General features: G+C 48.0%; 4 protein-coding genes and 1 tRNA gene. 3 read left to right on the forward strand and 2 right to left on the reverse strand.

Annotated elements, in window-relative coordinates; all coding sequences use genetic code 11:
* The first annotated feature begins 258 nt into the window (after window positions 1-258).
* From QZP87_RS08235 to QZP87_RS08245, 3 genes are all read left to right on the forward strand, one after another.
* Window positions 259-990, forward strand: a complete 732-nt coding sequence (locus tag QZP87_RS08235; protein ID WP_291322442.1) for a 4Fe-4S double cluster binding domain-containing protein — start codon at window positions 259-261, stop codon at window positions 988-990.
* 276 nt (window positions 991-1,266) lie between these two features.
* Window positions 1,267-1,737, forward strand: coding sequence for an IS4 family transposase (locus QZP87_RS08240; RefSeq protein WP_291322443.1), 471 nt, complete (start codon window positions 1,267-1,269; stop codon window positions 1,735-1,737).
* Window positions 1,738-1,986: 249 nt separating this feature from the next.
* Complete coding sequence (locus QZP87_RS08245; protein ID WP_291322444.1) at window positions 1,987-2,895, forward strand: AEC family transporter; 909 nt, start codon at window positions 1,987-1,989, stop codon at window positions 2,893-2,895.
* A gap of 236 nt (window positions 2,896-3,131) precedes the next feature.
* On the opposite strand, the gene QZP87_RS08250 is transcribed toward QZP87_RS08245, so the two are convergent.
* Window positions 3,132-6,122 (reverse strand): response regulator, encoded by a 2,991-nt coding sequence (locus tag QZP87_RS08250; protein ID WP_291322445.1) that lies wholly within the window; start codon window positions 6,120-6,122, stop codon window positions 3,132-3,134.
* A 255-nt stretch (window positions 6,123-6,377) separates the two neighbouring features.
* Window positions 6,378-6,453 (reverse strand) — tRNA-Val (locus tag QZP87_RS08255).
* Between the last annotated feature and the right edge of the window lie 529 nt (window positions 6,454-6,982).

Raw genomic sequence — 6,982 nt, forward strand, 5'->3', positions numbered from 1 at the left:
CTGGGCAGGCAAAGTACGCAAAGTTTAAGAGGCGAAGCAGAGGTATTGTCCAAAACCGGGACACGGTTTTGGACAAGGCTGCCTTTTCATTTGTCACGAGAAACGAGTGACAAATGAAAAATAATTATCCTGTCTTCCTTGGCGACCTTTGCGCCTTTGCGTGAGACAATGTTTTTGGGTTGCGGGCAAAGCCCGTGTTAGGATTGCATCCTTTTTGAGAGTTGCAAACTGCGCAGGTTTGCTGTAAACTTTTTTTTTATGCATAATTTACTTATTCCCAACGCAAAGCCCCTTTATGACGCCGCCCGGAGTTGGGGAGCCGATCTGGTAGCTGTGGCGGACACCTCCCGTCTGGCAGGAATCGAAACTGATCCCCCGGATCTACTGCAGGATTTCCCCCGGGCAGTTTCCATGGCCGTACATCTGGCAGACGGCATCATGGACCCCATCACCAGCAGGCCCACCCCGCTGTATGCCAGGCATTACCAGAACGTCAACGCCCTTCTGGATCATATTGCCATCCGCATATCAGGCCTGTTGCAGTCCTGGGGGGGAAAGGCCCTGCCTGTACCGGCCAGCCATATTCTGTGTGAAGAGCGCTTTGTAGCTGCCATATCGCACAAGGCCGTGGCCATTCAGGCAGGGCTCGGCTGGCAGGGCAAGCCTACGATTTTGGTTACTCCTCAGTTCGGGCCCAGGGTGCGCCTGACAACCGTGCTCACAGACCTGGCCCTGCCTGCGGATAAGCCCATCAAGAATAAATGCGCCAAGTGCACCCACTGTGTGGAGGCCTGTCCTGCCGGGGCGATTAAAAATGCCTCCACGGCTTTGCACTATGCCTCGCGTTCAGAGGCCCTTGATCTGGATGCATGCGTTGGACAGCTCCGCAGCAATGAGCAGGAAAAGCACATCCCTCCATATCTCTGCGGTGTCTGTGTCTCGGCCTGTCCATGGGGCCAACCCAAAGGCGCTGAAAAGCGTCCGCGGTGAGCCTCTCTATGCGTTTCATTAACACTACAGCGAAACTTATAAAACTTTTCAACCTGTCTAAATCGGGGACAGGCACCCCCAAACCTTTTTCTGAAGGATGTTTGACGGCATTATAAAAATAAGTGCGGGGAGAGCCAGTCCCCGGAGGTGAATAAATAAGTTTCGCTGTAGTGTTAATTTGCCTGAGTAACTCGACCGCCCGTAATTTTAAATAAGTAACCGGTTTAACACTACAGCGACACTTTATTTCAGCTGGAGTGGATGCTGCTGACCACTTTGGAAACGCAAACCCTGGAGCAGGCTTGTGAACGGTTGGACCGGTACGCCAAACGCTGGGGGGTGGAAGTCTACCGTCGCACTCTCAAAAGTGGTTGCCGCATTGAGGATCGTCAGTTGGAAACGACCGACAGCCTCGAAGCCTGCCTGGCCATGGACATGGTAGTGGCGTGGCAAATTTTCCACCTTACCAGGCTTGCTCGCGAAATACCCAATGCTCCATGCACAGTCTACTTTGAAGATGCAGAGTGGAAGACTTTGTATATCCTGGCCACCAATTCGGTGGATTTTCCTAAGCAAGAACCGACACTACGTGAAGCTGTTCGCATGATGGGTTCACAGGGCGGTCACCCTGGTCGAAAAAGCGACGGTGAGCCTGGAACCACCACCCTCTGGCGGGCTTTTGTGCTTCTCCATGGCGGCCTCATTGTTTATCGGGCTCTGATGCCAAATATGAAGCGTGGTCCTTAAACATGGTGTCATGTGTGGGCAACTGTCAGATTTGCATGTGGCATAGGGGGCTGGCTCTCCCCGCACTTATTTTTAAACCTGTCAATCATCCTTCAGAAAAAGGTTTGGGGGTGCCTGTCCCCTGCTTTCCTTATAAAGGGCTAAACTGTTACCTTAAGTAACTGTTCAGCGCTTCTTGATGCGATTTCTGGTATCTATTTAGCGCTCTGACTAAACTGTTACATATATCTTAACAATAGCAACGATATTATGAGTTATTATATTTTACCTGTATTTTTTGTGATCATGCTGGGGTATGTATTCAAGAACTGTTTTTTTAAGGAAAACTATTATTGGAGTGCTATACAAACAAGTACTTATTATATTTTTTTGCCAGCCTTATTGTTTGAAAATATTTCTCAAATACAGACCATGCATTATAGCTCATTGCTGATGATGTCAGCATTATTAATATCAGTACTTATTATATCTATTTTTTTGTTTGCAATTAAGCCGTATATAAATACAAATGGCCATGGCTTTTCATCTGCTTTTCAAGGTAGCTTAAGGCAAAATGTATACATAGGTATGATGGGTGCCTCAACAATGTTGGGCGATGAGGGCCTGGTGCTGTCGTCAATAGCAATGCTTGGTCTGGTTCCGCTTCTCAACTTTTTAAGTGTGCCTACTGTTATTCTCTACTCAAATACTGAATTATCTAAAACAAGATCGATTTATCTGGCAATATTAAAAAATCCCTTGATTGTCGCTAGTGTGGCGGGGCTCTTTATAAGCCAACATCCGGTCGTTTTACCAGATATATTTTTACAAATTTTCAGCATTCTAGGTCAAGCAGCTTTACCTTTAGGGTTATTGGCTGTGGGAGCAAGTTTGCAGTTGAGAAGTATTAATCTTGAGCAATTTAAACTTATTGTATTAAGCTCTATTATAAAGCTTCTTGTCTATCCTTTCTTGACTGCAATGATATGCTATATTTTGGGTGTATCAGGCTCTGAACTCATGGTTGCTATACTTTTTGCCAGCTTACCTACTGCTGCAGGTTCGTTTATTTTGGCTAAGGAATTGGGAGGAGACCATTTAGCTATGTCATCTATCATAACATTTCAAACCATTTTTTCCTTTATTACCATCCCTTTTATGTTAGCGATTTTAACATAACCAACTAAGGCGGGCTTTGCCCGCAACCCAGATAAGAAAAAAGTTTTTTTTCTTTTCTTGTTCCCAGGCTCCAGCCTGGGAACAAGAGGTAACCAGGAACGAAGAACCAGGAACCACGAACCGATTATAACGACCAACATGTTTGTTTGCAATTTTTGCTAAGCGCCTGACTCTCAAGCTTTAACTCTCAAGATGACAGGCTTTCAGGAATACGTCACTGAACAGATCCCTGACTTTTAACTTAAGTCTGGCTTCATCTTTTTTTCAATTTCCTCCCTGCAGAGTTCAAACTGCCTTTCCAACTCAGGAAGGTAATCCTTCATCTGTTCAAGTACGCCGGAATGACCGGCTTCTTCCATTGCCAGAGCAATCTCAGCCATAGCCAGACATCCGGTATTGGCTGAATTGCCCTTGATTGAATGGGCCTGTCTGGTTGCTGCCTCAATGTGGCCCTGTTTAATCAAGTCTTTAAGAGATCTGATGTTTTCGGGCAAGGATTCCATGTAAATATTTAGAATTTCCTCAGCCAACTCCCTGTCATCCCCCATTCTCAGCAGGAAAGTATCTTTGTCGAACACTGGCTTTGAGCAGACAAAGCCACTCGGGGTCTCCCGTTTTCCATTTTTTGCTTCTGACTGCAGAGTTCTGTCTTTCTCTTCCAGATTTCTCATATATGACTTCTGATATCCGACTTCCCTCTGACTTCTGTCCGCCTTCAGCCACCTGGACAGAAGCCGGCCCATTTCATCCGGATTGACAGGTTTGGTCACGTAGTCATCCATGCCGGCTTCAAGACACCGCTCCAGGTCCTGCTGCATGGCACCGGCGGTCATGGCGATAATGGGAATATTATTGTCGGAAGTCCGCCCTCCGACGTCCGACTGCCGATCTCCGATCTCCGACGTCCGCCCTCCGACTTCCGACCTCCGACCTCCGATCTCCGACCTCCGACTTCCGATCTCCGACCCCCGACCCCTGCTCCATTCCCCCTGCTCCATGCTTCTTATCCGCCGCGTCGCCTCCAGCCCGTCCATCTCCGGCATCATGACGTCCATAAGTACCAGGTCATAAGACATGTTCTGCAGGGCGTGAATGGCTTCATAACCATTGTTGGCGATATCGGCTGTCAGGCCCAGCTTTTTTAGGATACCCAGAGCTACTTTCTGATTTACAACCGTATCCTCCACCACAAGAACATGGCCTGAAAGGGGGGTATGACTGTCCTTGCGCTCGGCATTGTCCGGCAAAGTTACTTCATCCGCCGAGTGAAAAGACTTTTCTAATATCGCTGTAAACCAGAACTCAGAACCCTGCCCCTCCTTGCTGATGGCACCGATTTCGCCGCCCATCATCCGGGCCAGATTCCTGGAAATGGCCAGCCCAAGCCCTGTGCCCCCATACTTGCGGGTCGAAGAGGGATCCACCTGAGAAAATTTTTCAAAAAGATAATCTAATTTACCCTCGGGAATGCCGATACCTGTGTCACGTACAGCAAAATGAACCTTGACATCATTTTGGCCAGTTGAAACTAGAGATGTATGGACCTCGATCCTGCCTGCATCAGTAAACTTTATGGCGTTGTTTATGAGGTTGACCAGTATCTGGCGAAGCCTCCCAGGATCTCCTCGCAGCCTTTCAGGAACGCTCTCATCAGTGATATTGTGCAATTTCAGTCCTTTCTCACAGGCCGAATGCTGCATCAGGGACAAAACCTCATGGATCTGTTTGTGCAGACTGAAGTCAACATTCTTCAACTCCAGCCTCCCGGCTTCAATTTTTGAAAAATCCAGAATATCGTTGATTAAATCAAGCAGAGCCTCCCCGCTGGACTGAATAGTTTCGGCATGACGGCGCTGCTCCTGGGTCATGTCGGTATCCAGGAGCAGGTTGGTCATTCCTATGACCCCGTTCAGTGGTGTACGGATCTCATGGCTCATATTGGCCAGGAAATCGCTTTTGGCCTGACTGGCGGCCTCGGCCTGCATGGCCAGATCATTGGCCTTCATGGTCAGTGCTTTGAGCTTTTTGTTGGTTTCTAATAATTTTTCCTCAGCCAGCTTTCTTTCGGTAATATCGGTATGAGTGCCGATCATGCGGGTGGCTCGACCGTCTTCATCTCTTGCAACGGCCTTACCCCGGCCCAATATCCATCGCCAGTTATTGTTTCTGGTTCTCATGCGGAATTCTGTCTCAAAGAATTCCCTTCGATTTTCCAGGCACTCTTTAATAGGAACAAGTGTGGTCTCCTTGTCATCCGGGTGGACATGGTCCAGCCAGGATTGGAAGCCTGGAAGGAATTCCTGGGCTGAATAGCCGAGCATATTGGTGTATCCAGGGCTGAAATAGGCATCGCCGGTGGTAACGTCCCAATCCCATATCCCGTCATGTGTCGCATCCATGGCCTGCTTGAATCTTTCCTCACTTTTTTCCAAAGCCTCTTCAGCCGTTTTTCGCCTGGTAATGTCCACAGCAAATTCAAACCTGGCATCCCGTCCATCCGGCCATTTGATCATCCTGTCTGTAATAAGCAGATGCTTTTCCAAAACGGGGTTGTAGTGCTCCCATTGATAAGGCATACCTTCATTGTTCAGGATAATATCATTGGTGCAGAATTCACAGGGGGCCTCCTTGTTATGAAGCACCTGGTAACAGATTTTACCCACAAGGTCTTGTTGAAACTGATCTTTCATGAACTGATTAGCGAAAAGGATTTCATAGGTATAAGGATCAAGGACATAGATCAACTCGTCAATACTGTTGAATATGGATAAAAGCTGAGAACGCTCAAAACGCAGGGCGTCTTCGGTGTCTTTTAGATGGATGGCCGCCTCCACCCTGGCCAGCAGCTCTTCTTTACTGATTGATTTGACCATATAACCCTGAGCACCGGCCTTGAGTCCTCTGGCCTGTTCCAGGGAACTTGTTTTCGTCCCTGACAGAAATAAGACCTGACACCCCATGGTATCAGGATTGTTCTTTATCTGACTGCAAATATCCAACCCGTTGTGGTCAGGCAGATTTACATCCAGCAGAACAACATCAACCATCTCCCTGCGTATCAACTCCAGACCGGCTCGTCCTGTATGGGCTGTTAATACCAGGTGCCCGGCAGACTTCAGTATACGTTCAACAATCATGACGAAATCGGGATCATCGTCAATGATCAAAACACGGCCCGAAGGCTTCTGGCGGGATAATACCGGCTGGGCAGATGTAGATTGAGACATGATAGACTCCTGGGAAACAAAAAATTGAGAGTTGGAAATGATGTGCGATATTTTTTTAGCTTGACGCGACTGCAAAATGTCGGGGCACGAACGATTTATCAATAAACCGAACCATAACTCATTAAAAAAAGTGCGCGACTGTCCCCAATCGAGTTTTCAGAAAAGGGTAATGCCCGTTCGAAAAAGGGGCAAAAAAACAGGTTGTACTTTTGAGGCCGGAGTCATATAAAGCAGGTCTGTTGTGAAGGATTCTGGTGGTGGGCGGTCGGAGATTTGAACTCCGGACTTCCACCGTGTGAAGATGGCACTCTCACCGCTGAGTTAACCGCCCCAAGCTCACTTATATACTGAAAGCCCCCAAAGGGCAATATTTTTTTACACTACAGCGAAAGAAATTTTTTGACCTCCGGGGACTGGCCCTCCCAGCACCCTCTTCGCTGAGTTCTTGTATTTTATAACCCCAGTTAAACCCTGCTTTGCAGGAAATCCTTCGGATTTGTTTAACCGGGCAGGCCCAGTTAAACCCTGCTTTGCAGGAAATCCTTCGGATTTGTTTAACCGGGCAGGCCCAGTGAAACCCTGCTTTGCAGGAAATCCCTCGGATTTGTTTAACCGGGCAGGCCCAGTTAAACCCTGCTTTGCAGGAAATCCTTCGGATTTGTTTAACCGGGCAGGCAGGGTTTCAGAGGTAAGTCACCAGGCTTTTTCCGCGACCTTGCACGGAAAAAGAGGCCCCTTCGGGGCATCATTCGGTTAACCCTTGCAGGACGCGTTGAGCACGGGGACTGGCTCTCCCGGCACTTATTTTTCTAATCTGTTTCTTGTTCAATAAAAAAATTAGTGCCGGGGTGCCTGTCCCC

This window comes from Desulfonatronospira sp., assembly GCA_003563255.1.
Taxonomy (GTDB): Bacteria; Desulfobacterota; Desulfovibrionia; order Desulfovibrionales; family Desulfonatronovibrionaceae; genus Desulfonatronospira.

Excerpts from the sequence above, each read along its gene's own strand:
- QZP87_RS08250 (WP_291322445.1), bottom strand. The coding sequence starts at position 6,122 with ATGTCTCAATCTACATCTGCCCAGCCGGTATTATCCCGCCAGAAGCCT.
- QZP87_RS08245 (WP_291322444.1), top strand. The coding sequence starts at position 1,987 with ATGAGTTATTATATTTTACCTGTATTTTTTGTGATCATGCTGGGGTAT.
- QZP87_RS08235 (WP_291322442.1), top strand. The coding sequence starts at position 259 with ATGCATAATTTACTTATTCCCAACGCAAAGCCCCTTTATGACGCCGCC.